Annotated in this window: 24 protein-coding genes; 6 read left to right on the top strand and 18 right to left on the bottom strand. The window is 55.2% G+C overall.

What is annotated here, in order from left to right; translation table 11 throughout:
* Positions 1-105: 105 nt before the first annotated feature.
* The 15 genes from ACUVSA_RS12890 to ACUVSA_RS12820 all read right to left on the bottom strand — a co-directional run bounded on the left by ACUVSA_RS12890 (position 106) and on the right by ACUVSA_RS12820 (position 15602).
* Positions 106-576, bottom strand: coding sequence for a 23S rRNA (pseudouridine(1915)-N(3))-methyltransferase RlmH (locus ACUVSA_RS12890; RefSeq protein ID WP_445893092.1), 471 nt, complete (start codon positions 574-576; stop codon positions 106-108).
* Positions 573-1367, bottom strand: coding sequence for a TlyA family RNA methyltransferase (locus tag ACUVSA_RS12885; RefSeq protein WP_445895130.1), 795 nt, complete (start codon positions 1365-1367; stop codon positions 573-575). Before ACUVSA_RS12885 ends, ACUVSA_RS12890 begins: the two co-directional genes overlap by 4 nt.
* Positions 1339-3243, bottom strand: a complete 1905-nt coding sequence (gene dxs, locus ACUVSA_RS12880) for a 1-deoxy-D-xylulose-5-phosphate synthase (protein ID WP_445895143.1) — start codon at positions 3241-3243, stop codon at positions 1339-1341. Before dxs ends, ACUVSA_RS12885 begins: the two co-directional genes overlap by 29 nt.
* Before the next feature lie 237 nt (positions 3244-3480).
* Positions 3481-4359 (bottom strand): polyprenyl synthetase family protein, encoded by an 879-nt coding sequence (locus tag ACUVSA_RS12875; protein WP_445895142.1) that lies wholly within the window; start codon positions 4357-4359, stop codon positions 3481-3483.
* A gap of 440 nt (positions 4360-4799) precedes the next feature.
* Positions 4800-5096: an exodeoxyribonuclease VII small subunit gene (gene xseB / locus ACUVSA_RS12870; RefSeq protein WP_445895129.1), complete on the bottom strand. Its 297-nt coding sequence runs from the start codon at positions 5094-5096 to the stop codon at positions 4800-4802.
* 15 nt (positions 5097-5111) lie between these two features.
* On the bottom strand, positions 5112-6515 hold the full coding sequence (gene xseA / locus ACUVSA_RS12865) for an exodeoxyribonuclease VII large subunit (protein WP_445893095.1): 1404 nt from the start codon (positions 6513-6515) through the stop codon (positions 5112-5114).
* A gap of 258 nt (positions 6516-6773) precedes the next feature.
* On the bottom strand, positions 6774-7781 hold the full coding sequence (locus ACUVSA_RS12860) for an ABC transporter permease (protein WP_445895128.1): 1008 nt from the start codon (positions 7779-7781) through the stop codon (positions 6774-6776).
* A 4-nt stretch (positions 7782-7785) separates the two neighbouring features.
* The gene (locus ACUVSA_RS12855; protein ID WP_445895127.1) at positions 7786-8784 is read right to left on the bottom strand and encodes an ABC transporter permease; all 999 of its coding nucleotides are present in this window, start codon (positions 8782-8784) and stop codon (positions 7786-7788) included.
* Between the two features lie 48 nt (positions 8785-8832).
* Complete coding sequence (locus ACUVSA_RS12850) at positions 8833-10431, bottom strand: peptide-binding protein (RefSeq protein ID WP_445893098.1); 1599 nt, start codon at positions 10429-10431, stop codon at positions 8833-8835.
* 23 nt (positions 10432-10454) lie between these two features.
* Entirely contained in the window at positions 10455-11087 is a 633-nt protein-coding gene (locus ACUVSA_RS12845) for a YqaA family protein (protein ID WP_445893099.1), read from the bottom strand.
* A 3-nt stretch (positions 11088-11090) separates the two neighbouring features.
* On the bottom strand, positions 11091-11921 hold the full coding sequence (locus ACUVSA_RS12840) for an undecaprenyl-diphosphate phosphatase (protein WP_445893100.1): 831 nt from the start codon (positions 11919-11921) through the stop codon (positions 11091-11093).
* Between the two features lie 246 nt (positions 11922-12167).
* Entirely contained in the window at positions 12168-12410 is a 243-nt protein-coding gene (locus ACUVSA_RS12835) for a hypothetical protein (RefSeq protein ID WP_445895126.1), read from the bottom strand.
* Between the two features lie 354 nt (positions 12411-12764).
* A complete protein-coding gene (locus ACUVSA_RS12830) occupies positions 12765-13274 on the bottom strand; it encodes a type 1 glutamine amidotransferase domain-containing protein (RefSeq protein WP_445895125.1) in 510 nt (169 codons plus the stop codon).
* Positions 13275-13519: 245 nt separating this feature from the next.
* On the bottom strand, positions 13520-14308 hold the full coding sequence (locus ACUVSA_RS12825) for an SAM hydrolase/SAM-dependent halogenase family protein (protein WP_445895124.1): 789 nt from the start codon (positions 14306-14308) through the stop codon (positions 13520-13522).
* 343 nt (positions 14309-14651) lie between these two features.
* Positions 14652-15602, bottom strand: a complete 951-nt coding sequence (locus ACUVSA_RS12820; RefSeq protein WP_445895123.1) for a DMT family transporter — start codon at positions 15600-15602, stop codon at positions 14652-14654.
* A 412-nt stretch (positions 15603-16014) separates the two neighbouring features.
* On the opposite strand from ACUVSA_RS12820, the gene ACUVSA_RS12815 reads away from it, so the two are divergent.
* The 5 genes from ACUVSA_RS12815 to ACUVSA_RS12795 all read left to right on the top strand — a co-directional run bounded on the left by ACUVSA_RS12815 (position 16015) and on the right by ACUVSA_RS12795 (position 21084).
* Positions 16015-16887 carry a glycosyltransferase family 2 protein gene (locus ACUVSA_RS12815; RefSeq protein ID WP_445893239.1) on the top strand — a complete coding sequence of 291 codons (873 nt, stop codon included), beginning with the start codon at positions 16015-16017 and terminating at the stop codon, positions 16885-16887.
* A gap of 80 nt (positions 16888-16967) precedes the next feature.
* Positions 16968-17693, top strand: a complete 726-nt coding sequence (locus ACUVSA_RS12810; RefSeq protein WP_445895122.1) for a class I SAM-dependent methyltransferase — start codon at positions 16968-16970, stop codon at positions 17691-17693.
* A 124-nt stretch (positions 17694-17817) separates the two neighbouring features.
* Positions 17818-19116 (top strand): oligosaccharide flippase family protein, encoded by a 1299-nt coding sequence (locus ACUVSA_RS12805; protein ID WP_445895141.1) that lies wholly within the window; start codon positions 17818-17820, stop codon positions 19114-19116.
* A 72-nt stretch (positions 19117-19188) separates the two neighbouring features.
* On the top strand, positions 19189-19716 hold the full coding sequence (locus ACUVSA_RS12800; RefSeq protein ID WP_445895121.1) for a class I SAM-dependent methyltransferase: 528 nt from the start codon (positions 19189-19191) through the stop codon (positions 19714-19716).
* A 408-nt stretch (positions 19717-20124) separates the two neighbouring features.
* Positions 20125-21084 (top strand): glycosyltransferase family 4 protein, encoded by a 960-nt coding sequence (locus ACUVSA_RS12795; RefSeq protein ID WP_445895120.1) that lies wholly within the window; start codon positions 20125-20127, stop codon positions 21082-21084.
* Here the strand turns inward: ACUVSA_RS12795 and ACUVSA_RS12790 are convergent.
* The 3 genes from ACUVSA_RS12790 to gmd form a co-directional block, all read right to left on the bottom strand.
* Positions 21039-21758 carry a glycosyltransferase family 4 protein gene (locus ACUVSA_RS12790; RefSeq protein WP_445895119.1) on the bottom strand — a complete coding sequence of 240 codons (720 nt, stop codon included), beginning with the start codon at positions 21756-21758 and terminating at the stop codon, positions 21039-21041. The two genes, ACUVSA_RS12795 and ACUVSA_RS12790, sit on opposite strands and share 46 nt — an antisense overlap.
* 376 nt (positions 21759-22134) lie before the next feature.
* On the bottom strand, positions 22135-23385 hold the full coding sequence (locus ACUVSA_RS12785) for a glycosyltransferase (protein WP_445895140.1): 1251 nt from the start codon (positions 23383-23385) through the stop codon (positions 22135-22137).
* Between the two features lie 490 nt (positions 23386-23875).
* A complete protein-coding gene (gene gmd / locus ACUVSA_RS12780) occupies positions 23876-24919 on the bottom strand; it encodes a GDP-mannose 4,6-dehydratase (RefSeq protein WP_445890727.1) in 1044 nt (347 codons plus the stop codon).
* A 680-nt stretch (positions 24920-25599) separates the two neighbouring features.
* Between gmd and ACUVSA_RS12775 the strand changes: the two genes are divergently transcribed.
* Positions 25600-26979: hypothetical protein (locus ACUVSA_RS12775; RefSeq protein WP_445895118.1), on the top strand; the 1380-nt coding region annotated here is incomplete at its 3' end.

Below are 26979 nucleotides of genomic sequence, written 5' to 3'. Positions count from 1 at the left end.
TTCAAGGATCTCAAATCCGATCATTCGATCGTAGATTTGCTGCGTGCTTCCTCGGTTGCCACCCATTTTGAAGATGCGGGGGATTCTGTTCGTATCGCCGAGTCCTCACGATTTGTGATAGGGTTCTCCGCGAAGGATGGTCAGGGCTCGGTAGGTTTGTTCAGCCACAAGAAGTCGTGCCAGGTCGTGGGGAAAGGTCATGGCGGAGAGGGCAAACATGTGGTGAGCCGTTCGCTTGACATCTTGCGACAGCCCTAAGGGCCCGCCCAGCACCATCCACACGTCATGGCCTCCGTGGTAGAGGCGCTGAAGCACGTTTGCGTATTCGGGGGAAGACAAAGCCTTACCCTTTTCGTCCCAGACGATGAGCACGCCACGGCCTGAAACCAGATCCGCAATGCGGCGCCCTTCTTTTTCCAGCACCACCTTTTCGTCGGCCTTGGGGCCGACCCGTTCGGGCCGCACCACGTGCACTTCCACTCGCACGTAATGACCGAGCCTTTCCAGGTATCGGTCGATACCGCGTTGCATTTCCGGGAAAACGGTTTTTCCCACAAAAACAAAATGAATTTTCATAACCTATGTGCTGGGGATAAACCCGTGTCGGGGGAAGGCGTCCGATCGTCCCGCGCGTATCTCGCGGCCAGAAGAAATTCGCGATTCCCCTTGGGCCCCAAAATGGGAGAAGGAATGATTCCGAGGACCTGGCATTCCAACGATTGAACTGTTTCAGCCACCGCTCGGCACACGGCTTCGTGGACGCTTGCGTCTTTCACGACACCGCCCTTTCCCACATGCTCCCGTCCCGCTTCAAATTGAGGCTTGATGAGGGCCACAAGGAAGGCTTCGGGTTTTAAGAATGTCAGGACCTTGGGAAGGACCAGTTTCAGGGAGATAAAAGACACATCAATGACGGCCCCGTCCACAGATTCCGGGATGGCAGACCGGTCCAGATAGCGAATGTTGCTGCGTTCCAGAACGATGACTCGAGGGTCCTGCCGAAGCTTCCACGCCAGCTGGCCATAGCCCACATCCACGGCGTACACTTTGCCAGCGCCCCGTTGCAACAGACAGTCCGTAAAGCCGCCTGTGGACGCCCCCACGTCCATGATCACGAGACCAGCGACATTCAAGCCGAAATGGTCCAAGGCGTGGGCCAACTTGACACCGCCACGGCTTACATAAGGATGGTCCTGTCCCTGAACCTGAATGTCGGCGTTTTCGGGAATCTTTCGTCCGCATTGGGTGACGCAATGACCGTCCACCCGCACGCAGCCGGCCAGAATAAGGCCTTGAGCCTTTTCTCGGCTGGGAGCCAAGCCCCGTTGCACCAAAATCTTATCTAACCGCTCGTATCGGGAGGTCATGGATCGCGCGTGGTGCGGCGGCCAAGGCTTGTCGAACACTTTGAGCGATGCCTTCCGCATCCAGCCCCAATGTCCTGCGCAGTTGTTTCAGATGGCCGTGCGGAACAAAAGCATCGGGAATGCCAAGGCGAAGCACGCGCCGGGGCAGAAAGCCTTCCTCACTGAGTGCTTCCAAGACGGCGCTCCCAAAACCACCCTGGCGCACGCTTTCTTCCACCGTGACCAGCAAGGAGGTCTTGTGTGCCCATTGGCCAAGAAGGTGCACGTCCAAAGGCTTGACGAAGCGAGCGTTGATCACGGCCGCCTCGGTCCCTTCACCGGCAAGGATGTCCGCCGCCGCCACGGCTTCCGGGACCATAGCCCCCACGGCCACAAGGGTCACATCTTTGCCTTCTCGAAGCAGTTCCGCCGTTCCGATGGGAATGGATTGCAGTTCAGCATCCAATGGCACGCCCACACCTTGGCCTCGGGGATACCGCAGCGCAATGGGACCTTGGTGGAGCACGGCGGTTTGCAGCATGTGACGCAATTCGTTTTCATCCTTGGGGGCCATGACCACCATGTTAGGAATGTGTCGAAGGTAGGCGAGATCAAAGACGCCGTGGTGGGTTGGGCCGTCTTCGCCCACAAGGCCGCCCCGGTCTATGGCGAAAATGACCGGAAGGTTTTGCAGGCACACGTCATGAACGATCTGGTCATAGGCACGCTGCAGAAAAGTGGAATACACGGCCACCACCGGGCGATACCCTTCGGCGGCGAGCCCTGCGGCAAAGGTCACGGCATGCTGTTCGGCGATCCCCACATCAAAAAAGCGCTTGGGATAAACCCGCGCAAAAAGATCGAGCCCAGTGCCCTGCGGCATGGCGGCGGTGATGGCCACGATGCGCGGATCCTTTTCCGCCAGTTCCGTGAGGCATCTTCCAAAGACGGCCGTGTAGGACGGTATCTTTTCCTTACTGGTTTCGCCCGTTTTGGGGTTGAAACAGCCGATGCCGTGAAATCGAGCCGGGTCGCATTCCGCAGGTTCGTACCCCTTGCCTTTGACGGTACCCACATGAATGAGCACGGGGCCCTTGAGGGATTTTGCAGTTTCAAAGGTTTCGATAAGGCGGTCCAGCCGATGCCCTTTGATCGGACCGATGTACTGAAACCGCAACGCCTGAAAAAGCATGCCGGGCGTGAAAAAAGAGAGAAAGGATTCTTCGCTTTTCTTGAGCAACTGGACAATGTTGGATCCGACCCCGGGAATAGCCTTGAGAGTGTTTTCCACTTCCCTTTTAAAGCTCATCACCGCGCGGCTGGACAGCTTGCGGCTGAGAAAAGAAGACAGGGCGCCCACGTTCGGGGAAATGGACATTTCGTTGTCGTTGAGCACAACGATGAGATCCCGGCCTAGGTCTCCCGCATGATTGAGCGCCTCAAAGGCCATGCCTCCCGTCATGCTGCCGTCCCCGATGACGGCAATGATTCGGCTTGGGCATCCTTTGAGATATTTGGCACTGGCCATGCCTAAAGCGGCGGAGATGGAAGTGCTGGCGTGGCCCGCTCCAAAAGCGTCGTAGTGGCTTTCTTCGCGCTTGGGAAATCCGCTGATTCCTTGCCATTGGCGCAGCGTGTGGAAACGGTCACGCCGGCCGGTGACCAGTTTGTGCGTGTAGCATTGATGCCCCACATCCCAAACAATGCGATCGGTGGGCGCATCAAAAACATAGTGCAGAGCCAAGGTCAGTTCTACCACACCGAGGTTCGAGGCCACGTGGCCTCCAGTGCGCGCAGTGGTCTGAATGATCACCCGTCGAATTTCTTCGGCCAGGGCTTCCAGTTCCTTGATGGAAAGCCGCTTGAGATCCGCGGGTGAATCGATGGTTTGCAACAGAGGGGTCTCGGCGTTGTTGGGTCCCCGTTGACGGTCAACATTTCGTTCCACGTCCAGTTGTTTCTCCTTGAATCCGCGACGTTCTGTTGCGATGTGCTCGAAGCTTGTCCAAAAAGGCAACCTGTGAAAGTGGTACACCCTACCAAGCCTCATGAAACTTTCCGGCACGCGCACGAGGCGAAATCACAGGAGCGGGTTCAGACAAGTTCTCAAGAGCGGGCTTCATGGCCTTGAGCCTCAGGCTTTTCGAATCAGCAGATAATGCGCCAAAGCCCGTAAAGGATCGGCTTTGTGCCCGAAGCCGTCCAGAGCCTTCACGGCCTGTTGCACATGGTCTTGAGCGATTTCTTTCGTGCGCACCACTCCCACGAGGGCCGGATAAGTTTTCTTGTTTTTCGCTGCATCCGATCCCGCCGATTTTCCCATAACCTCGGGGTTGCCTTCCACATCCAGCAGATCGTCCGTGATCTGAAAAGCCAAGCCCACATGCCGCCCGTATCGGGTCAGGGCTTCCACAGCTTCAGGCGAAGCTCCCGAAAGGACGGCCCCGATTTCCAGGGACGCACTGATGAGGGCTCCCGTTTTGCGAATGTGCATATATTCTACCGTGGTGAGATCCACGTCACGAGCTTCCGATTCCAGGTCAATGACCTGGCCGGCGATCATGCCCTGCGCACCGGAAGCTCGGGCCAAAATGGCGACGGCCTGTAGGCGCCTTTCAGCAGGGATGACGGCGTCCTCGACAGCCGGCGGCGCAGCGAGAAGACCGAAGGCTTCCGTCAGTAAAAGGTCTCCGGCCAGGATCGCCACGGCTTCTCCATAAACTCGGTGATTCGTCGGCCGGCCTCGCCGAAAATCGTCATTGTCCATGGCCGGAAGATCATCGTGAATCAGCGAATAGGTGTGCACCATTTCCAAGGCACACGCCGCCGGCATCACGGCGCTCACGGATCCTTCCGCCACCTCGGCGGCCGCCAGGCACAAAACCGGCCGCACCCTCTTGCCTCCGGCGAAAAGGCTGTAACGGGCCGCCTCCACCACGGTTTTTTCAAGGCCTGAGGACGCGGGAAATAACCGATCCAGGGCTTCGTCGACCGCCTGGCGCTTTTCGGCCATATAGGCTTTAAGGTCAAAGGATTCCACAGAAAAAGACCCTCTTTCTTCAAATTGGGCTTCCTTGTATCATGAACCCGTGTTCCATGCCAGTGGGAAATCTATTTTTGAGAATTCAACCCGCGACAAGGCCACATGGAGCTGAAAAGGGCACGCTTGCGTGGTTTCCGAGGAGCCTATCCAAGAACAGCGCGGGCACCTCCTTTCGCCTTGAGGCTGTAGGAGCGCCGCGAGGCGCCATCAAGCATCGCGGCTGGCGCCGCTCCTACCGAAGGTATTTTGCGACATACTTCGAAGCGCATGTCTCAAGCTAGGAACTTCAGACAAATTTTGCCGGGGAACCATTTGAAATGGCTAAGCCGTAAATCCATGAAGCCGATGTCTCAAACAACCTTTGAGGTGCTCTCAGCCCACGGGTGCGATCGCAAGGCCCTGCGTCGGCGCTACGGTTCGTTGTTTTCCGATGGCTTATCAAAGGGTGTTGCGATCCATCGCCCGTCTTCTCCCTGAACCAGCATTTGCACCTTCTTTTCGGCTTCTTCCAACTTTTCGTGGCACTGCCGCACAAGGCTCACCCCTTCGGTAAAGGCTTCCATAGCCTCTTCCAAAGGCAGATCACCTTTTTCCAGCTTGTCCACAATTTCTTCCAGGCGTTTCATGGCCTCTTCGAAGCTCTCGGTTTTTTTTCTCTTAGCTCTGCTCTGGGCCTCGGCACTCACCATGGGAAAATCCTCTCTCATCAACGATGCACAACTCTACGAAGGCTTTGGCACATATAAATCTGCCAAAAGCTCTTGGTTGATTTCCATGACCCGAGCCTTCACCTGCCCTTCAGCCAGCTGAATGCGCACCATGTCTCCCGGGCGCACTTGAGATGTGCGCCGCACCAGAATCTTTTCCGGCAGCTTGAATGTCAAGGAATACCCTCGTGCAAGAATCCCCAGAGGACTCAAGGATTCCAAGCGAGCCGAGGCGGCTTCAAGCTGCAGGCGAAGCCGTTCCATGACCCGAAAGTTTTCTGCCAGCATGCGTCGGGAAAGAAGATCAAGTCGGGTGCGCAAATCGACCAGGCGCTTTTGTGGATGCACCTGCTGCAGTCTTTGAGTCGCGTGCATGGAGCGCATATGCCAGACACGAAGCCGATGGGTCATGGCGCGCACCAGGCGCTCCAGTCGATCGTCCACGGCCAAGCGCCAGTCCACGAGGCGACGGCGCGGATCGATGAGACGGGCTTCGGCGTGGGCAAGCCGGGTTCGAGCGCGTTCCAGTCGAGCGATCCATGCGGCACGCAGGCGTTTGGCGTGATCGTCGAGCTGCCGTTCCACCTCTTCCAGGCGGTTCACCACCCACTGGGCGGCGGCCGTCGGCGTAGGGGCACGCCAATCGGCCACCATATCCGCGATGGTCACATCAATTTCATGGCCCACGGCGGAAATCACCGGAACGGTGCAATGGGCAATGGCCCGCGCCGTCATTTCTTCATTGAAGGGCCAAAGATCTTCCAGGCTGCCACCGCCTCGGCCCACCAACACCACGTCCCAACGAAAAACGTCCTTCAGGGTAGACACCGCCCGCAAAGCTTGAACGATTTCCGGCGCGGCTTCTTCCCCTTGCACGCGCACAGGCAGCAGCGTCACCGTCAGAGGGTAAGGACAGCGTTGGAACACCTTCAAGATATCCCGCACGGCCGCGCCCGTTGCCGACGTGATCACGGCGATCCGTTGCGGTCGCACCGGCAAGGGGCGTTTTCTCGAGGCATCAAAGAGGCCTTCTTTGTCAAGCTTTTCCTTGAGCTGCTCAAAGGCCAGCTGCAGAGCCCCGAGGCCTTCGGGTTCCAAAATGTCGGCAATGATCTGGTATTCCCCGCGGGGTTCATACACGCTGAGCCGCCCCTGACACAGGACCGCCATGCCGTCTTCGGGACGAAACTTTAACCGACCGAACTGGCCTCGAAACATGACCGCTCGAATCTGACTGTTCTTATCTTTGAGCGTGAAATACGCATGCCCTGATACGGGAATTCTCAGATTGGAAATTTCCCCTCGAACCCACACATAGGGAAAGTTGGCTTCCAGCAGGCCTTTGATGCGCGCGTTCAGCTGGCTGACCGTCATAACCACCGACGATGCCGTGGTGGCAAAGGGTGAGATCACGGGCATGGCGAGGAGTTCCTTTGTGCAATGAAACGGATAGGTTTCGGCATCCTGAAGCTTACCCCACAACGTTTTTTTGACAGCCGGCGGAGCTACCGAAAAGGCGCTCCAAGAACACTCAGTCTCGAATTGTAAATTTTATCCGCCCAAGTTGACGAAGGGACGGCGCTTTCGGAGAATGAATAGCCACCCTGCAGCGCTTGGACAAAGCGCATCCGCAATAAAGCTGCAGCTTGGGCCGAACTTGGGACAAACTGTCCGCCCTTATTCAAAGAGTTTGGGATCCATGGCGTCTCGAAGGCCTTCTCCCACCAGGTTGTAGGACGTGATGCCCAAAAAGATGGCCAGACCCGGAAAGGTGGTCAGCCACCAGGCAAATTCAATGTAGTCACGGCTCTGGTTGAGAATATCCCCCCAGCTGGGTGTCGGCGGTGGCACGCCGAAGCCGAGAAAACTCAGACTGGATTCCGTCAAAATGGCGCCCGCAATGCCAAAGACCGCCGAAACCAACACGGGAGCCATGGCATTAGGGAGCATGTGCAGAAAAATGATCCTCAGGTGTGATGCCCCTAGGGCCGCCGAGGCCTGTATAAAGTCCAACCGCTTCAGCTTGAAAAACTCGGCCCGCACGAACCGAGCCACACCCGTCCAGCCCGTCAGTCCGATGACGACCATGATGTTGTAAATGCTGGGTGGCAAGAAGGCGATGATGGCGATGATGAGAAAAAAAGTGGGTATAGTCAAAAGAATTTCGATGAGGCGGCTGATCAAGGCATCGATCCTGCCGCCGAAATAGCCGGCAAGTCCTCCTAAAATGACGCCGATCACCAAAGCGATGCTCACGGCTACAAAGCCCACGGACAGGGAAACGCGGGCGCCGTGAATCATGCGACTCAGCACGTCCCTTCCTCGATCGTCAGTACCAAACCAGTGTTTGCGTGTAGGGGGTGAAAGATTTTCCAGCAGATCGTATTCGGATGGGGAGTAAGGCACCGGAGGCCACAGAGCCCAGGAGGAAGGGTCGCCCAAAAGTTGTTGAAAGAGAAAAACCTCAGGATTCCGGAAATCCTTCCATGTACCCGTTCCCGGACGAAGTTCTTCGTCAAATACGGGAAAAACTAAACGGCCCTGCCAGTAAGCCACAATGGGCCGGTCATTGGCCAGCACAGGGGCCAAGATCGCCACGGCCGCCAAGAACACGCAAATCCACAGGCCCGCCATGGCTCGGCGCTTTTTCTTGAAATGATGCCAGACGACTTTCCAGTAAGACATCTGTTCAATCCAACTGAATTCTGGGATCCAGCACGGCGTACAGGACGTCCGAAAGCAGCAGCCCAACCAAAGTGAGCAGCGCCGAAATGGTGGTGATGGCCATAATCACCGGATAGTCACGGGAAAGTACCGCTTCAAAGCCCAATTGTCCCATGCCGGGAATAGAAAAGATGCTTTCAATGATGACGCTGCCGCCAAACATAGCCGGAAGCAAAAAGGCCAGCAAGGTGACAATAGGCAAGAGCCCGTTGCGAAAGGCATGCTTGAAAATGACCACCCGCTCACTCAACCCCTTGGCTCGAGCCGTGCGCACGTAGTCCTCGCGAATCACCTCCAGCAGTTCCGCTCGTGTAAGCCGCGAAAGATAGGCAATACCGCCGTAGGTATGGCAAGCTACGGGCAACACCAGGTGGTGAAGACGATCCAGAATTTGGCGCCACAGAGGCCAATTTTCCGTATTGAGGGACGAGATGCCGTAGATGGGAAAGACGTTCCAGAAGTCGCCGCCGCCGAAGAGCATAATCAGGAGCACGGCCACCCAAAAGTTAGGCAGGGAGTAAAGAAAGAAAAAAAGGAGTGTCAAGACCTTGTCCGCAAAGGTGTCCGGATGCGTTGCCGAATAGACGCCGAAGGGGATGGCGATAAGGTAAACGAGAAAGATGGAAATGAGATTGATTTGAATGGTGATGGGAAGCCGCTCGGCAATCTTGTCCATCACATTGCGGTGATCTTTGAACGAAGTCCCGAAGTCTAAGGTCAACACCCGCTTGACCCAGAGCATGTACTGGACGGGCAGAGGCTTGTCCAAGCCGTAGAGCTTTTTCGTCTGTTCGATCATCTGCCTGGCGTAGGCGGTATCGGCCATCTCACCTTGAGACGCCATCTGCAATTTCAACATGGCGGGGTTTCCCGGTGCCAATTGAATGATGCAAAAGGTGATGAAAGTGATCCCCAAGAGCGTCGGGATCATCTGTAACAACCTTTTAACCAGATACGCCCGCATGGGTCGCCCGCCCCTATCACAAAAAAAGGTGGCGCCGCCGTGCGCCTTTTACCGGTATCGTTGTTTTTCCAGCGGTACCCACCACTCTCGCACTTCCAGCCCCATGGGATAGACGTTCACGTCTTCAAAACGTCGGTCCACGGCCACCAAAGCTTCGGTGGTGAACAGAAACGTGTACGGCTGTTCTTCGTGAAGGATTTCGTGAAATCTGTGGTACAGCGCGCGGCGCTTGACCGGGTCGAATTCCCGGCGGGCTTCTTCGATCAGGCGATCCGCTTCCGCGTGACGAAATCCCACAAAGTTGGATCCCTTGTCTGCCTGGGACGAATGCCACAGCTGGTATGGATCCGTTTCCCACCCCAGGCTCCAGCCCAACGTGCAGGCATCGAATTCATGGGATTGAATCTTTTGAATGAACACGGCCCATTCTAGCTTTCGAATGGTCATGGCGATGCCAACGTTTTTGAGGTTTTGCTGCACGATGGTGGCCAATTGTTCGGCAAAAAGGGATCCGGCCGAGATGAGGAATTCAAAACGAAAAGGAGTGCCTTCGCGATCCAGGACACCATCCCCGTCGTGGTCTTCCCAGCCGGCTTCCTTGAGCAGCGTCCGAGCGCGCTCGGGGTCGTAAGGGTACGGCGCGACGGCCTTATTGTATTCGGGACTGTTGATGTAAAAGGTGCCGCTCACCACGGTCCCCAACCCAAAGAGCAGGCGCTGCAGAATCATCTCGCGGTCGAGCAGCAACGTCATGGCCTGGCGCACGCGCCGATCGTCGAAGTAGGGTTTCCTCTGATTCCAGCCGATATACGTATAGCTGGGCAGGTAGTACTTAAGTTTACGGAATCGCTCCTGAAATCTGGCGCTGCCGGTCTGCTTCACCCACTGAATGGGCCGAAGATTCATGAGGTCCAGCCCGCCCTTTTTCAGCACCTGCAAGGCGACGGTGTTGTCCGTGATGATCTTGAAAATGATGCGCTTAAGGTGCGGCTTTCTTCCCCAATAGTCTTCGTGGCGTTCCAGAACGATCTCCCTGCCCGTATCCCAGCGCACGAAACGATACGGGCCTGTTCCAAGAGGATTTCGCCCGATGGCGTGCTGGTTAAAATCTTCCCCCTCTTTAAAAAGATGCGCCGGAACGATGGGGATGCCTCCGCAAAACTCCAACGCTCGAAAGTAAGGCATGCGGTACCGGTAGCGAATGGTATGATCGTCCAGGATTTCCAATTTTTCGATGTCTCGGTAGTAATTTCGAAGATGGGCGGCATCTACGGCGGGGTCGTTGATCCTTTCAAAGGAAAACAACACGTCCCGAGCCGTAAAGGGCGTGCCGTCCTGCCAACGCACATCCTTGCGCAGATGAAACGTGTAGGTCAGGCGGTCTTCGGAAATGTTCCAGGACTCAGCCAGGACGGGAACCAATTCCAGCGTCTGAGGGTCTCGGCGAAGCAGGGATTCGTAGATCAGGTCGTTCACCCGGCCGGCGTAGGCGTCGGTGGCCGTGATGGGGTTGAGTGTCCCCGGTTCGGCCCCCAGGTGCACGATGAGCCAATCGCCGTCGACGGCTTCTGCCGCGAACAAAGGCCCTGCCGACCAGGCTCCAATCACTGCCACGATGATACCGAAAAAAAACGCCTTCAGCCCCATGGCCCGACCAGTTCCTTGCGGTCTCAAGGTTTTTCGGTGCGCTCGGCGTCGGGCGGTGCCGCCCCATGCCCGTGGCGCTTGGACCACCAGTGGATCACGGCGAAACCTCCCACAAGAAGCACGGCGAAAGCCACCGACAGCGTGTTCAAAGATTTCTTGACAAACTCTCCGATGGGTTGGCCGAAGAAATAAAACAGCGCGGCCACTAGAAAAAAGCGCCCCCCTCGGCCCAGGGCAGACGCCACAATGAAGCGCTTGAAATCCAGAAGAAATGTGCCGGCGCTGATGGTAAACACCTTGTAAGGAATGGGAGTGAAGCCGGCCATGCCCACAGCCCACACATCATAGCGCTGGTAATAGCGCTCCACGACCTGAATTTTGGGCATGCTCATGAACCGCTCCAATATGGGCCGTCCTCCATAGCGGCCGATGGCATAACCGAACATGCCGCCTAGCACAGAAAAGGCCGTGCAGATGAGGGCATAGCCAAAGGATTGATGCGGCTGAATGAGCGCCAGGGAAATGAGCAGCACATCGGGAGGGATGGGAAAGAAGCTGGATTCCACAAAAGCCAAAACGGCTAGGGCCGCGGAAGCGTGAGGGGTATGCGCCCAAGCCACTACCCAGACCGCCAGATCATGAAAAAGTGCTGTCATGTGTTATGGATTCCCATGGTGGAAAAGCATCACCGCGAGGCTGATGGTCCCTAGGGCCCAGCAATAAGGAGCAAAAACATGGAAGCGGCCCCGTTGCACCATGGCCAGCAAAAAGCGCAAAGCCACAACCCCCGTGACCGCGGCGGCGACGGTGCCCCACAGGACCGGACTTAAAGGATGTGGCACGGCCTTCAAATGAAAGGCTTCGAGGGTAACGGCCCCCAGCACGGCCGGCACGAAAAGCAGGAAAGAATACCGCCCGGCCCATTCCCTTTGAAGCCCCAAAAGAAGTCCCACAGCGATGGTTGTTCCCGAACGCGATAGACCGGGAGCGATGGCCAAGCCCTGCGCCAGTCCCACGAGAAGGGCATGTCGAAAGCGCATATCAATAGGGCTTAAACCCCATGAGAGGCTTTTGCGGCGGCTGAGCCACAAAAGGGTTCCTGTCACGAGCAAGCTGAAGCCCACCGCGGTGACCGAAGAGAACAGGCGTTCAAAAAGGTCCTTGAAAGCGAAGCCTATAATCCCAGTAGGCACGGTCCCCCACAGCACAAGGGTGAAAATGCGCCGGGCTTCATCGCGCTCGTGGGGATTGCCGCTCAGGGGATGCCGCAGCCAATTCAACCCGCCTCGAACAAGCAAAGCGATGTCCCGGCGAAACACCAAAGCGACGGCCAGAAAGGTGCCCACGTGAAGACACACGTCAAAAAACACATTGGGTTCTTTCCATCCTAAAAGATGCTGCCCGATAACCAAATGACCGGAACTGCTCACGGGAAGAAACTCTGTGATCCCTTGAAGCACGCCAAGAGCCACGGTGGAGAAAGTGTCCATGAGTTGTCCTTAGTTTGTTAGATAAAACCAATCGCCACCGCCGCAGAAAAACTTTGCGTCGCAACCTGTTGGACGATGTGCAATGTCAACCCGGCGGCGCCGCAGCTTGAAACCGTGCCCACGCATCGGGCTTCTATCACAAAGCGCTCTATGCCAACAAGGATCATCGCCACGGCGTCGGCACGAAAAAAAGCCCCTCTCCCCGATGATGGGCGGAGGGGCCTGGCTCGTCTGCGGGAAGGCGAATCACAAACTGTTGATGTCGATGTTGCGAATGAAGTGCTTGATGGCATCCATGCTTCGCTCGATTCTTTCCTGCAGCTTCTTCTCGGGTATATCGCTTTCCATATGGGCGGTCGTGTCCTTGTCCACGGACGGAGCGGGCGCATTGGCCGATTCCAAAGCCTCATGAGCCTGAAGCCCCTCTTTGGCCATCTCGGTCCCTTTGAGCACATCGAGCTGCATCTCGAGAACGTTGTTCTTATCCATCTCAGCCTCCTTGGGGTTGTTTCATTGCACACATACTTTAAGCACGGCGGGAGGCGTCGTAAAGATGGAGTTTGCGGGAAGCTCATACATCCTCACGCCCGTGTCTTTTGTTGAACCCTCACTTTACTCCTCGGCGTTTTCCATCAGGGAATTGAATTTTTCCTTATTGGGCGAAGCCACGCGTTTCTCGGCAATGTGGACTGCACAATGAGTGCTTTTCGGCTCACGGGTCAATATGGAAAAAATAGGCTAGGTCTATTGGCGCCGTGATTCGGCCCCAATTCGTTTGAGTCTTCTTGGATTTGAAAGGATCTGCAGATACAGCCCCAAGCCTTTTTGGGGAAGCGCCGCCGACTAGATCCGTTCCAGCACCGCCTTCATGAATGCCGGCAGGTCGTCGGGAGTGCGTGAGGTGATGAGGTTCCCGTCAACGACCACTTCCTGATCGAGATACTCTGCGCCTGCGTGAACCAGGTCATCACGTATGGCAAAAAAGCATGTGGCTTTTCTCCCCTTAAGGATATTCGCCGAGGCCAGCATCCAACCTCCGTGGCAAATGGCGGCCACCACATTGCCCGTTTCAAAGGCTTCTCTGACCAATCGTACCATGGAAGGATGGCGGCGCATGAGGTCCGGGGCATAGCCACCGGGGATGATCACCGCGTCCCACTCGGCAGCGGATACTTCGTCGGCCGCCAATTGTGAGGTTACGGGGTAGCCAAGCTTGCTCTTGTAAATTTTTCCTTTCTCCGGAGCCACCGTGGCCGCCTGCACTCCCGCTTCACGCAATCTCAGCAGAGGATACCAAACCTCCAGCTCTTGGTAGAGATCCTCCACCAACACGAGTCCCTTTTTCTGTTCCATTTTCTCCTCCTTGTTTTCCGAAATTCAACGGACCATGGAGCCGGTGATGTACTCAGAGCCCAATTTAAGCACCTTTCAGAGAAGACCCATGGCCTTTCATGAACCTTTCTCACGGAAAGTTACCGTTTCCCCCGCCCGATTTGACGCCTCTTGGGGGTAGATTCGAGCGGTGTGCTGGCCGACGGCGGGTGCCAATGCGAGAAACGTTGGCTAAAACGGTATGGTTTCGGAAGATTTCTAGAGATTCAGGCCTGCCGCATCAGGCGAACCCTGTCCCCAGGTCGAGCGCCATAGAAGGCGGCGGCATTTCCCTGACTCACGGCGATTTCAAGATGATCCGAGCTGCCCCAAAGGGCCAAAGGCCGACCTGGGAAAAGATCCGCATAGGTCAGGGCAAAAACGGGGATTTTTTGGTTTTCCAAAAAGATTTCCAAAGCGCTTTCTTGGCCCCATTCGGCCACGTGTTTTCGTTGGATATTGGTGACAATGTTGCCAAAACGGTCAATGCCCAGAACTTCACCATCCAAAGAAGAGGCGGCGATGGTGGGCCGCACCCACGAACTCACCAAAGGATTCACAAAAGGGCCAAGGGAGTCAAAGGGTGTTCCGGCAGCCAGATGCGCCGCTACGGGAGCAAAAATGTCCCGACCGTGAAAGGTGGAAGAAATCGTGTCCCGAAAGAGGGTTCGGTTTTCCAAAAGGCGGGCTTCCGCGGAAGCTTCTTCTTCCAGGATATAGGAAAAGAGGCCGTTGTCGGGGCCGATAAAAAATTGCCGAGCCGCTTGGATCGCAATGGCCCGCCGATGTGTTCCCACGCCAGGATCCACCACCGCTAGGTGAATGGTCCCGGGGGGAAAATCCGCATAGCAGCTCTTTAGAACGTAGGATCCCCACCGAATGTCCTGAGGAGGTATGAGATGGGTGATGTCCACAAAGCGCACTTCAGGCATTATGCCCAACACCACGCCCTTCATGGCCGCCACGTAGCTGTCCTGGAGTCCAAAGTCCGTCATCAGTGTGATCAAAGGTGCCATAACCACTCAAAAACGGTGCGCTGCAGGCTTCATCCAGCCACAAAACAAATTCCTGGGGGGCTTTTCTAAGCACACCTTCAGTAGGAGCGGCGCACGCCGCGATGCCTCGTTGCGTCTTGCGCCGCTCCTACTGAATGAAACGAAAACTTTTCACTTTCTGGGAGCCGCGCAAGCCTCGATGCTCCATTCCAGAAAAGCCGGACCGTCTCAGATCCGCATCGACTGACGGTACAGGGCGCGATCAAGATACGCACGCTCCCCGCAGAACTTCAATACCTTCACCTTGCTTTGCCGCCTTGTGGCGAGCTAAGAGTCCATGCGCGGACTGACACCGCTGCACGGTTCACGACACGCCGTGCTGCCGTGCCCGCAAAAGCTCCGGCGTGGCGTCGTCAAATTCCCGACGCACCTGCAACAAAATGACGGCGCCGATGACCAGAAAGCCACCGATGATCTGCAGCCTTTCCAGGGTTTCTCCCAAGAAAAAGTAGGACACGAATCCTGCCAGGATAGGTTCTAGAGTCGCGGTGATGCTGGCTCGAGTGGATCGTATGAGGTTGATGCCGTGAAAGTAAAGGCCGAAGGGCATGAGTGTTCCCAGAACGGCGATGTAAAGTATCCAAGCCCACTGCACGGGCGCGTAAGCGTGACGAAAGGCTTCCAAAGGGGGGTGAGCGATGTTCCAAAAGAGGGCGGCGAAAAAGAAAGCGTAAAAGAGCACAGTCCATGGGCTGTAACGGCGCATGCCGTGTTCGCCATGGACAGAATACCAGGCAAAACTCACTGCGGAAGCCAGACCGCTCAGCAGCCCCACCTTGTTCAGATGAAAAAGATTCAGGTTGTAGCCGCCCACCACCAGGTAACAGCCCAAAGTGGCGCCGGTGACGGCCACCATGGTGGGCCAGGTGAGCTTTTCACGGGCAATGGTGACCGAATACAGGGCAATGAGCACCGGGGCGAGGTATTCCAAAAGAATCGCTGCAGCCACCTTAATCTTGCTGATGGTGTAAAAGTATGTAAACTGAACCATGGCAAGGCCGGTAATGCCCAGGATCATGAAATAGACGACGTCGCGCCAGGCGATGCGAAGCTTTCGGGGGGCTGATACGACGAGCCAGAGAAAAAGGAGGCCAGCCGCCAGCGTGACGCGCATCTGCACCACCTGGTACGGTGTGACCCCGTGGTTAAATAGATACTTTCCGGCGGATCCGGAAACGGCCCAGAGCATGGCGGCGACAATGACATAAAGGTAGCCTTTGCGAGGAATGGGGGTGGAAGCAAAAGGGGCGTTCATGGAGCGGCTCCGATTCAGCGTTTCAGCCTTTTTTGCGTCTGACCGCCCCTGTGACTAGCACAGGGCGTGAACAAGAGTCAAAAGAAAGGGATCCACTCGACCGAGTCACCGGCCAAGGGATCGCATGTGCTGGCGTCATGACCTCATGCCGCAGAAAGGCGTTTCCGTGGCTTTGACGGTTCGATGCAAGCCGCCCTTGCTTCCATGGTTTTGGGGAATCGTGCGCGGGGGCCGCATCGGTTTCGCCGAGGCGCCCCTGCAGCCATGCTTGGGGCTGGCTTTTGGATTCTCGCAGCATACAAAATTCTGCGCCTGCTCAAGCATGGGAAACCCCGGCTTGAATGAGTCGCTTTGTGGCCCATCTATTGCTTTGCTGGAAAGGCGTGAGTGAATCCAGGAAGAGGGAGTCGGTGTGGAAACCAGAGGCGCGGACGTTTCGATCGTCATTCCAGCCTATTATGAAGAGGGGGCTATCGCCCGAACCGTTTCTCGAATCCTGCAAATCCTTCCCGAAGCGGAAGTGATTGTGGTGGATGACGGATCCCGAGACCGAACGGCAGAACAAGCCAGGCGTGCTGGGGCTTACGTGTGGTCGCATCCCTACAACATCGGGAATGGTGCCGCGATCAAAACCGGCATTCGCATGGCCTCCAGGGACTACGTGGTGCTCATGGACGGCGACGGCCAGCACGATCCGGCAGACCTTCCTCGGCTTCTAAGAGCGGCCGAAAAATACGACATGGTGGTGGGGGCTCGTGATCCCAAGAGCCACGCCAATGCTTTTCGCCGCCTAGCCAATGCCGCTTACAACATGCTGGCCCGCTACACCACCAAATTTCCCATCAAGGATCTGACATCCGGCTACCGTGTCGTGCACAGGGAAACGGTGCTTCGCTACCTTTATCTTTTACCCAACACCTTTTCCTATCCCACGACCTTGACGATGGCATATCTTCGAAGCGGCCGTTCGGTGTGCTACGTGCCCATTGAGGCCCAAAAGCGTCACGGAAAAAGCAAGATTAAACCTTTGAAAGACGGCGTAAGATTTTTTCTTATCATCTTGAAAATCGCCACACTCTTTTCGCCCCTGAGGATCTTTCTTCCCGTGAGCGGCTCCTTTTTCCTGCTCGGGCTGGCCAATTACGCCTACACCTATATCACCCAGCACCGTTTCACCAACATGTCCGCTCTGCTCCTCATCACCTCCGTCATCCTTTTCATGATGGGCCTCGTCAGCGAACAGATCACCCAACTGCGCTACGACCGCGTCAGCGACGGAGGATAAAAGATTAAAGCAGTCGACTGTCTGCTGGATTTTGTATAAGTTCAACTGAGCGGAAGGAGCCATCCCTGTATAGTTTGTCCATGAGAAAATCTCATGCGGTACTGGATCTTGACTCGCGAAGACGCAAGGCGCTTAAAATTGAGAGGCTGATTGGTCTCTGCGACAGACGTCAGCCATTCAAGCTCCTGGATATCGGAACGGGTTCGGGGGCCATTGCCCATTACTTTGCGACGCATCGAAATCTCCACTGTGATGTGGTAGCTGTGGATATTGTGGATCAACGTCTGATCAAAGACGGTTTCCAATTCCTATTGGTGGAAAATACTGACCTTCCCTTCCCAGACGCATTTTTCGATGTGGTCATATCCAACCATGTCATCGAACATGTCGGGAGCATGAAAGAGCAGAAGAATCACCTTCGAGAAATGCGCCGTGTCATGACCACGAATGGTGTGGGATATCTGGCCACTCCAAACCGATGGATGGTCATGGAGCCTCATTATCGACTGCCTTTTTTGAGCTGGCTGCCGGATTCTTTGCGACATTTTTATGTGCGATTAACAAAAAAAGGAGAAAATTACGACTGCAATCCCCTTACCCCGAGTCTTCTCGAGCGATGCATGAAAGGCGCTGGTTTTTATTACCAAAACTTGGCCGAAGCCGCTATACGTGAAATGTTGCGTACGGAAGTGGTCCATGCTTTTAATGCTCGTATGTTTAGAGCAATACCGCCGAGCGTTTTTCGTAAGTTCTATTTTCTCGTGCCCACTCTTGTGTACCGGCTGCTGCCTCGAAAACAGGAATAGTTTCAGGCATGAGGTCCCTTATGATTGTTTGTTTATGTCATGAGCGATGTTGAGTGATAAAGTTTCAAAAAACTCAGGCTCCAACGGTTGAGCGCAAAAACCATCATCCTGAAAGTTGGAACAGATGGGGCCAATTCACGAGGACCGTTCGTCATTGACAACAATGTCACTTTTCGAACAACGGCGGTGGCGCCCGGGACGGCTAGCGAAAAATACGATAGCCCTTGGAATGGGAATGGGGCTGCGAGCGCTGGTCCAAGGGCTGGTGTTCCTGATCGTTGCCCGCACCTTAGGTACCGAAGGTTATGGAGCGTTTAGCGCAGTGCTTGCCTGGGCGGGGGTGTGGGTTCATTTCTGTGGGTTGGGGGGACCTGTCATCCTGATCCGAAATGTCGCCCGCGATCCTGAAAGTTTTTCGCAAAACTGGGGCCTGAGCCTGGCGGCAATGGCGCTTGGGACTTTTCCCGTCCTGGTGGTCTTTGGTTGGACCGCTTGGAGGCTTTTACCAGATCTATCCTGCTGGCTGCTGGTCAGTCTTGGGCTTGCAGAACTGGTTTTCTGGCCCTTGGCTAACGCCGGAGACTTCGCCTACAGGGGCTTTGAGCGCATGGGGCGTTCGGCTCGGCTGTTACTGACGCCGGTGCTTGCCCGGCTGGTGGCAGCTTTCGCGCTGGTGGGCCTGGTCCATTGGCAAACGAAAGCCGAACGCGTAACGCTCTGGGGATGGCTTTATGCCGCTGCCTCGCTGATGGCTGCGGTGTATGCCTTGTTCCGTGCCACGCGCGATCTAGGCCGACCATCATGGCCCAGCCGCCGAACTTTGTGGCCGTATATTGTTGACGGCTTGCCGTTTTCCTTTTGGGGGAGCGCGAACAAAATCTATGTCGATGCGGACAAATTCCTTCTTGCCAGGATGGCTTCACTGGAAATCACTGGGATCTATTCCGCTGGCTACCGTCTTATTGATCTCGCCTTTCTCCCCTTACATGCCCTGCTGGATGCGGCGGTTCCTCGTCTGTTTCGTGCTGGCGCTCAAGGTCCGGCATTCGCTCTGAGCGGGAGTTTGCCGCTTGTATGGCCGGCATTAGGGTATGCCTTAAGCATTGGGATAGGAATGTGGCTGGCCGCACCCTTGATTGGTCGTTTATTGGGCGAGAACTATGTCGGGTCTATTCAGGTGGTGCGATGGCTTTCTTGGATGCCTCTTGTGGGGCTGCCGCGTCTTTTGCTTCTATACGCTGCGGCCACGGGAGATGCTCAGCGGCTGGGAATGATGGCCGTTCTACTTGGCGCGGTGGTAAACGTCATTTTAACAGTATGGTGGATTCCCCTGTGGGGGTGGCAGGGTGCAGCGGCGGCAACTTACGCATCTGAGATTTTCATGAGCATGATGTTGGCAGTCCTGTTTTTCCGTAAAGTTTAGGCCTGTGTTGTCTGCTTGTCATCGCGAATTTTAAATTTCAAAGGTCTGCTTACGGTCTAGAGGAGATGAAAGTTGAAAGATCTGAATCATGCATTGTTTTCCCAGTATGCTCGCCACTACCACAGCATGGCCCGTCACGAGCGCCTGCCCGAAGACTTGGAAAAACTGAAGCGCGACCGTCTGCCTCCTTGGCTATCCGAAAGTCCGCGAGATGCCCGCATCCTTGACCTAGGCTGTGCCCAGGGACACTTTTTGGAAGCCTTACGACGTGTGGGCTATACGCGCCTTACCGGCGCAGACCTTTCATCCGAACTTCTGAGCGGCGTGCGGCGTCTATTGCCCGAAACGGTCCGCCTGATTCAAGCCGACTTGTGTGAGTGTCTTAAAGAAGAGCGGGATGAGAGTTTCGATGTGGTGTTTCTTCACGATGTCCTTGAACATTTGCCTCGTGAGACTGTTGTGGATGTTTTGCGGGATGTCCGCCGTGTCCTTGGCCCAGGGGGACGCCTCAGCGTGCGTGTACCCAATCTTGCAGGGTTAAGTGGTGTTTTTCTCATGGCTTCCCATTTCACTCATGTCACACCGTTCACCGAAATTTAGCTCTTCCAGGTCCTCGAAGCCTCTGGCTTCGACCCCTATCGCATAGCCCTCCAGAGCCAGGCGCCACGTTTGTTCTGGTCATGGCATACACCCCACAGGGCACTGTTTCGGCTCGCCAATCGTGTCCGGTGGTATTGCAACAACTTTATCCATCGGGCCTTGTATTCGTTTGCTGACTTAACTAGCCCCCATGTTTTTGATCCTAATCTAATAGAGATAGCGGAAAAATGATATGGACTCAGATCATTGGAATCGACGCATTTCCATTATCGAAATCACTTACTGGTATAGGGCGTTATGTAGTGGAAATTTGCAACGAGCTTGCGCTTTTGATGCCAAAAACCCGTTTTTTTCCTTTACACCCCAGAGCCGCTTTTGCAGAAACCGGCTTCACCAAAATGGCAAGAGATGCGCATTGGCAGGCGCTTTCCTAGGTCCTATTTATGGCTTAAAACCGCCGTGGCCACAGCGGCAGAACGAGACAGGGTGGATTTATTTTGGGGTACTCGAACCATACTGCCAGCTCGCTCACGATATTTGAAAACAATCTCGACAGTCCATGATTTAAATTACTTTCTTGTTCCACATACGATGCCACTTATGACACGATTGGCGCATGCCGCGTGGTTTGCTAAGGATGTTCTCCGATCAAATGCAATTATAGCAAATTCGCAATCCACGGCCAATCGTTTACTTGTTCGTTTCCAACAAAACGCCGATTACATCATCAAACCGCCCGTGAGCAGGCAATACGTCCCACAACCCTCAGAGGCTGTTCGGGAGAAGTTATCTGCATTAGCTATAGAGTCTCCTTATTTTCTCTCAGTCGGTACGTTTGAACCCCGTAAAAATATACAAATGCTCGTTGAGGTTTTTGTGGCTCTCAAAAAACGAGGTAGACTTAAAGACTATTCCTTGGTCTTCGTTGGGGCTTCCGGCTGGAAGAACTCGTGTCTAACAAAACTGGTCACAGAATCCAGAAAATATCGAGTGCATTGGTTGGGTTATGTTCCACCGGATGATTTACCCCTTCCATATTCCGGCGCCTACGCATTTGTAATGCCCTTTCTCTACGAAGGTTTTGGCATGCCGGTTTTAGAAGCCTTGGCTTGCGGAACTCCTGTACGTGCTAGCGATCTTCCAGAGCTCAGAGAAGCTTCAGGTAATCAGGGGTATTATTTTACCCCGACACCTGACGGAATAGCGAGCGCCTCGCTGTCGTGCCATGAATACGTTTTAAGCACCAAACGCGATTTTCTAGCAGGTGCGATGAATTTTCAGCACTCGTGGAAGCAGGCCGCTGAAGCCATGGCTGTGACCATTCAGAACTTATTGTCCGACAAGTTTTTAACGAGTGCCAGCTGGTAGAGGCCAAGATATCGGTCAACCATGGCGTGGATGCTGAAGTTTTGCTTCGCACATTTCCGCGCGGCAATCCGCATGTTTCGCCATAAGTCTGGGTTGCCAGCCAACCGTTTGGCAGCATTGACAAAAGCATGAATATCGTTCTGACTCCAAAGAGTTCCTGTTACCCCGTTTTCGATGAGCTCGGTCAATGCCGAACCACGAGTTGCTATCGTAGGTACCCCGCAGGCCATCGCCTCTAGCGCTACTTGGCCAAAGCCTTCCAACCGGGAGGGGAGCAACAATGCATCGGCCTGGTGATAAAGTTCCAAAAGCATGTTTTCATTAAGAAATGCGACGGCGCGATTGTTAGGATAACAAAGCTTCGGCCGCCCGGTATGTATGAGCTCACAATCTGGACCTAGGTGTTGCATTATAGGACAGACCAAATCGCATCCTTTGCATCGCGACCAAGTTCCGACTAAGATAAGCCGAAAAGGATGAGAGGGGCTTTGACGATTAGAGGGATAAAAGAGGTTTAGATCAATGCCATTATGGATTGTCACAATCTTTAAAGGACCAAAACTTGCGGCGACGCTGCGGGCGCTGAAGTTGCTGACGGTAGTGAGCACGGTGGCCTTGGAAAAATTGGCTTTTTCGATGGTCCTGTTCCAAAGAAGGTGATAAAGCCGTTGCAAAACGGCACTTCCTTGAGTGCCGTGTACATTGTGATGTATCGCAACCACGAGGGAAATATGCTAGGGCACAAAGCGTGGGGCAGCCAAGAGTTAATATGGACGATGTTGGCCCAGGCTGGCGGCTTGGGAATCGGTACCGTCCACGGGGTATATTCTGACCGGTGCGGGAGCCAGCAGATCTCGGCCCGAATGCCGCACTTTTACAAACCTTTCACAAGACGTATAGTGAACACATCGGTGCCCGTGCCGCAGCGAATGGTGGGAAACTACACAGCGGGCTCGATATCGGTCTTTTTCATCATCGTCGGGGCTCGTTTTGAAATTGTGCAATCTCTACCAAAAAAAATCCTGCGGCTTTTCGAAAGCTTTATCGGCCTTAAAGGCTATTCTTTGATATCAAACTCAAGAAAAGATTCTTAGACTTTTCCGCTGTTTGATTCCAGTCTAAACGTGCACGGATCCATTCAGATCCGTTTTTTGAAAGCTTTTCTAGAAGATGAGGTGTTGAGAGCGCGTTGGTGATTTCGTCAGCCATTAGACGCACTTTTTCTGGCGGTACCAAGAGTCCCGTTTCGCCGTGGCGGATGACGTCGCGGACGGCGGGAAGGTCAGAGGCGATCACGGGGCAGCCGCACTCCATAGCTTCCACGAGCACAAGGCCCAAACCCTCCTGGTCGCCGCTTCGACCCGCCACAGAGGGGACAACCGTAACGGTGGCTGACCGGTAGAAGTTGGCAAGGTCCTTGTGGGCCACCGAGCCGAAAAAAGTGATGGTGCCCGGGTGAGGATGCAGCGCTGAAGGCCGAAAATTCCGGGGAAGGGAATCCCGGGACCGCACCGGTGCAACGGCAGATGCCCGTTTTTTGAGAAAGGTTTCTTCCGGACCCGAACCCACGATCCACAGTTCCGCTTGAGGCATTCGGCGGCGCACGTCCTCAAAGGCGTCGATGAGATAGCGCACGCCTTTCTTTTCCACCAGTCTACCCACGAAGAGGATGGTCGCTCTCCGGCGAGGCGTTTCGGGAGTGGGAGTGAAGAGCGTGGTCAGGTCGGTTTCCATGGGAAGGACATGGCGAGGGGTCCGGATGCCCCAGGATGCCATTCTTTCGGCCATGGCGCGGCTGACCACCGTGACCGCGGCCAATCGTTGCAGAACCCAGCGGCGAAGAGCGTCGAACAGCGGGCCCCGCAGGCCGAAAAGGTCTCCACCGGGGCTGGTGCACAGAATGGGCACCTTGAAGCGCCGTCCCGTCTGTGCCAGCACAGCGCACCATCCTTGAGGCAGAATCCAGCGGGCGTGGATGGCGTCAAAGGGAATTTGGGCCGTGGGGCGCCGTATGAGGGTAATCTGCGCTGCGAGAAAACCGGGAACCTGGAAAAGCGCCCACGGCTTACGTTTGATTTTTTCCAGCACTCCTCCTTCGTAAGACAGCTCCTGGAGCCTTTGCGGAAAATACTGAAAGCGGTGCACCATCATGCCGTCCATGCGTTCCCTTAATCCGGCCCCGGGAGCATGAGAGGCCGCCACATGCACTTCAAAAGTGCGAGCCAAACGCCGTGAAAGATCATAAACGAAACGCGGTTCCCGGTCTTCCGCCCACCGTGGATAGGTGGACGTGAGGACCAGCAGGCGCGGCTTGGTTTTTTTTCCTGCGAGTTTTTCACGGCACCACTCACGTCACTTTGCATTCCATGGGACGGAGCCTTTATTCCGATCGCCTCACCCGCGGTTAGGAACCTCTTTGCAAAAGCGCCTTCGAGCCCGTACGCGTTCAAAACCCCAGCGCCGCCCCTCGGCACGACAAAGGCCATTGCCACTTGCGTCCGACTCATTGAGTGCGTCCTCAGACTGGCTTCCATGAGGCGCCGACCAGGGACAAAGGCTTGCAAAGACATGAACCATAGGTACGTCAAAAGATTGGCACAAGACCGCGAGGGCGCCTTCGCAGGCCGCATGTCCCGCGCTTAAGCCATCATTTCATGGATTCTGAGAACGTGGCATTCAAGCGGCCGACGACCGCGTCGCCTTTTCGAGCAGCATATCCTTCGTGCTCTTACCTGAAGGCGCATGTCCCCCTAAAAAGTGGGCGAAAGCGGCGGGCCCCATGGCACCGGCTTTAAAAGTTCAAGTGCTCCAGTTCACCGCGGGCGGCGCGGTCCATGTCGGCTTTGGCCATCATTTCCACTAGGCGTTCAAATCGCACTTTGGGTTCCCAACCCAACCGCTCTTTGGCTTTGGACGCATCCCCAAGGAGAAAATCCACTTCGGCCGGGCGGTAGAAGCCCGGGTTCACGCGAATGATGACCTTGCCGCTCTTTTGATCGATGCCACGTGCGTCGGGGCCGTCACCTTCCCAGATGAGGCGAAATCCAAGGCAGTCTCCAGCCTTCTCAGCGAATTCGCGCACCGAGTGACTTTCTCCCGTCGCCAAGACGTAGTCGTCGGCTGTGGACTGTTGCAGCATGAGCCACATCCCCTCCACGTAATCGCCGGCAAAGCCCCAATCCCGCTTGGCGTCCAGATTCCCCAGTTCAAGCACCTTTTGTTGACCGTACTTGATTTTAGCGAGGCTGGCCGTAATCTTTCGCGTTACGAACTCCCGGCCTCGAAGGGGCGATTCGTGATTAAAAAGAATTCCGGAAGAGGTGTGTATGCCGTGGGCTTCGCGATAATTGACCGTGATCCAGTGGCCGTAGAGCTTGGCCACAGCGTAGGGGCTGCGAGGGTGAAAAGGCGTCTTTTCCGTCTGGGGAACCTCCTGAGCCTTGCCGAACATTTCCGACGTGGAAGCTTGGTAAAACCGGGCTTCCGGGCAAATGGTGCGCACGGACTCCAGAAGGTACGCCACACCCACCGCGTTTACGTTGGTGGTGTAGATCAGTTGGTCAAAGGAGATGCCCACGAAGCTTTGGGCTGCCAGATTATAGATTTCGTCGGGCATGATTTTTTGCAAAGTCCGCATGATGTTCGTCAGTTCCAGAAGGTCCATGGGGACGAGCTGAATCTTCCCGTCAAGCCCCAGCTCATGGAGGCGCCATAAGTTGACGGCGGCACTGCGACGGTAAGCCCCATAAACCTCGTAGCCCTTTTCCAGAAGCAACTTCGCCAGATACGCCGCGTCCTGCCCTGTGATTCCCGTGATAAAGGCGCATTTCGACATCTGCCCTCACTCCTTGAACGATGTGGTTTCGCCCGGTTGCTTCGGCCTTTGGAGCCTTGCCAGGATGAACCTGAAGGATGCGGTTCCCATCGTCAAGACAAAAAATGGTCAGCGCTGCCAGTGATCCGCCTTTCGTGGGACGCGAAACCGCCCCTATGGGGCATCGTGAGCGAAACCCGACCGGTGCGCAAAATACTTGAACCATGCATCGCATTGGATGCGTTCCCTAAGGCTCACTTGCCGAGATGAAGGAAGTGAGCCGTCATCCAATTGACACACCTAGGCCAAGACCTTAGGCACGCGTTCCACAATTGGCTGTCCCCCGCGCGGTGCTCCGCCGTCAGCCATTTGATTGATTTCCAAGGCCATACTCGGACAAAATCGGCATTCTCAGGCAGGCTGTCAGAGCCCTGATTTGCGTGGTGAGGGCGCGTGGCGTGCAGGCGCAAAGGACCCGTAATCAACAGAGATGTCGGTCGAGAAAGCTGCTGATTCAAAAAAGGAACGGTCTTTGCACAAAGAAAGGTGACCATGCAAGGGAACCAACGCAGTGGAACCCACAAGGCACGAGCATCTGAGACGAACCGGGTTCGCGCGTAGATCGGCAGGCTCGCAGGACGCTTGGCAAGGGAAAGGGTGGTTCAACTCTGGTTTGCCTAAGGGGTCTTAAAGAAGGCACTGTGCGTTCCGAGGTCCTTTACGAAATGCTCATTGTGCAAGTCAACGTCCCTAGCGATGAGACGCAAGGGGATTATTACTATCGTGCTTTTCTTCCAGCCCGCGCATTGGCGGCTCTGCCTGGGGTTTATGTCATCAATTTGACGAACGAGCATCGCTACCGCTTTTCGTTAATGGAGTCGGCAGATGTACTGATTCTCAACATGTTGGCCGACGCGGATCTGATTCCGGTCATTCAGCGGCGAAAGCGGGCTGGACTTTTGACGATCTATGAAATGAATGATGATGTCTTTCATCATGCGAGTGCAAACCCATCCAAAGGTTTTTGGGACAATGCCTTCAATCGTCGAGTTCTGATTCGTTTGTTGGAGACGGTGGACGCGCTCCAGTTCAGTACGGAAGAATTGAAAAACCGATATGCTCGTGCGGACGCCCCAAGCGCGGTTTTTCCGAATCATCTTGGATATGTGCCGGCACCGCGGACCCTCGAAAAGCATCGGCCTTTAGTGCTGGGCTGGGGTGGCTCGGTGGGGCATCTTGAAGATCTACGAGCCATAGCTGGTCCTCTCATACGATGGCTTGAAAGTCGCGACGATGTGCGGTGGCACGTCATGGGCGTTCCCAGTGTACGGGACGTTTTTTCCGCGCTTCCCGATGATCGAAAGGCGTGGACCCCTCCAGGCTCCATCATCGACTATTGTCAGTTCTTAAGAGGTCTCGATATCGGTATAGCGCCTATGCTGGATACTCCGTATAACCGATGTCGTTCCGACGTGAAGTACCTGGAGTATGCAGTGCACCAGGTGGCTCCTGTGGTCCAGCGGAGCCAACCTTATGTGAGTTTAGTGCAACACGGAAAGACGGGGCTCTTTTTTGACACGCCTGAGGAGTTACTGCTGCACCTGAAAAGGCTTGTCGACGACGATGCTTATCGCATCACTCTGGCAAATGCAGCGCGAGCGCATGTGTGCCAAATGAGACACCCTCAGCGTGACGCTCAGCAAAGAATCGCTTTCTACCGAGATTTGATGCAAACTTCTGGATACCGCACTCTTTCGCATCCTGCTTTGCAACGTTTTAAGTCTTGGGCCGCGTTGGAAGGCGGGCGGCGATACGGTCGTAGCCTTTTTCTTCTTCCCACAGCATTTGAAGCGGCTTTGCGCGCAGGGTTGACGTGCCTGCGAAACGCACGGATCCAGGAGGCTCGCGCCTGCTTTCAGAAAGCTTCGCATCTGGCTCCGGAATCTTATTTGCCCGATCTCTTTTTAGCGTCTTGCGACCCGCAGCCACTGTCTTTGCTTAGAAAATGCCTGGCGAAAAATCCCGACTCCCTGGTTACGGCGGCACAGTTATGCAAATTTTTGAGAGGAAGATGTCGTCAA

Source organism: Desulfosoma sp., from assembly GCF_052743555.1.
The sequence above is the reverse complement of the archived record's forward strand: the minus strand, read 5'-3'. Positions and strand labels throughout refer to the sequence as shown.